We start from the raw sequence: 1,570 nt of genomic DNA, 5'->3' as shown, positions 1-1,570 counted from the left end.
GGCCCGTACACATTGAGAAACTGCGCGCCGGCAATCTGGCTCAGGCCAATGGTTGTCACGTAAATGGTGTCGCGCGGGAACACCTTGTTCATTTCTTCATACACGCGCATCGGTTTGATGGGGGTCTCGGTAAAGTGGGACTTGCGGTGCATGAGCTTTTTCCGCTCAGCACAGCGGGTGGCCCAGTTGCCATAGTCGGGCAGGCTCTTCGCCATCTTGCGTTCGCGGGCGACCTGCACCAGCAGTTCCAGTGCGGCTTTGGCGTCGCTGACAATGCCAAAGTCCGGATTGAACACCCGGCCAATCTGCGTCGGCTCGATATCGACGTGCACAAAGGTGCGGCCTTTGCAATACACCTCGGGCGAACCGGTGTGGCGGTTGGCCCAGCGGTTGCCGATGCCGATGACGAAGTCGCTGGCCAGCATGGTGGCGTTGCCGTAGCGGTGGCTGGTTTGCAGTCCGCACATGCCGGCCATCAGGGGGTGATCGTCGGGAATGGTGCCCCAGCCCATCAGCGTGGGGATCACCGGCACACCGGTGAGTTCGGCAAACTCGACCAACAAATCGGAGGCGTCGGCATTGATGATGCCGCCGCCGGCGACGATCAAAGGCTTGCTGGAAGCAGCAAGCATGTCGAGTGCTTTTTCGATCTGTTTGCGGCTTGCAGCCGGCTTGTAGACCGGTAGCGGCTCATAGGTGTCAATGTCGAATTCAATTTCGGCCATCTGCACATCAAAAGGCAGGTCGATCAGCACCGGGCCGGGTCGTCCCGAGCGCATCAGGTGAAAGGCCTGCTGGAAGGAACGCGGCACCAAGGCCGGCTCACGCACAGTCACGCTCCATTTAGTGACCGGCTTGGAGATGGATTCAATGTCTACTGCCTGGAAATCCTCCTTGTACAGGCGCGCACGGGGCGCCTGCCCGGTGATGCACAAAATGGGGATGCTGTCGGCAATTGCCGAGTACAGCCCGGTGATCATGTCGGTACCGGCTGGGCCGCTGGTGCCTATGCACACCCCGATGTTTCCGGCCTTGGCGCGTGTGTAGCCTTCGGCCATGTGCGATGCGGCCTCGACGTGCCGCGCCAGGATATGCGTGATTGACTGGCGCTCACGCAGTGCGGAGTAAAACGGGTTGATGGCTGCGCCGGGCACACCAAAAGCTTGCGTGATGCCTTCTTTTTCCATCACCAGAACGGCGGCCATGGCGGCCTTCATTTTTGCCATTGAAGTCTCCTAGAGGGTTGCTGATCGTTGGACGGATGGTCGCGGCGTTGATGGCTGCGGGGAAGCCCCATCCCGTGCATTACGCTTATTCCAATTTGGAATAAATGATTGCCTGGCCGATGTCGCCGTGGTCTACTTGCGGCCATGGACCGCATTCAAGCCATCCGGCTTTTCATTCGCGTGGTTGACCTCGGCTCTTTCAGCAAGGCTGCTGCCGATATGGGTATGGGCCAGCCGTCGGCCACCAAGCTGGTGGTGCAACTGGAAAAGCAGCTGGGTTCACGGCTGCTCCATCGTTCGACCCGTGGCGTGACGCCCACCGAGATCGGCGCACTGTATTACGC

At 59.9% G+C, this 1,570-nt stretch carries 2 protein-coding genes; one reads left to right on the top strand and one right to left on the bottom strand.

Annotation, left to right across the window (positions count from 1 at the left end):
* Positions 1-1,226: glyoxylate carboligase (gcl, locus tag AC1DWI_RS22565; protein ID WP_477725836.1), on the bottom strand; the 1,226-nt coding region annotated here is incomplete at its 3' end.
* Between the two features lie 144 nt (positions 1,227-1,370).
* Between gcl and AC1DWI_RS22560 the strand changes: the two genes are divergently transcribed.
* Positions 1,371-1,570 (top strand): LysR family transcriptional regulator (locus AC1DWI_RS22560; protein ID WP_477725835.1); only part of this gene is annotated, 200 nt, incomplete at its 3' end.

It is taken from the genome of Polaromonas sp. P3_C2, assembly GCF_056402675.1.
This window is presented reverse-complemented; position numbering and strand designations above follow the sequence as displayed.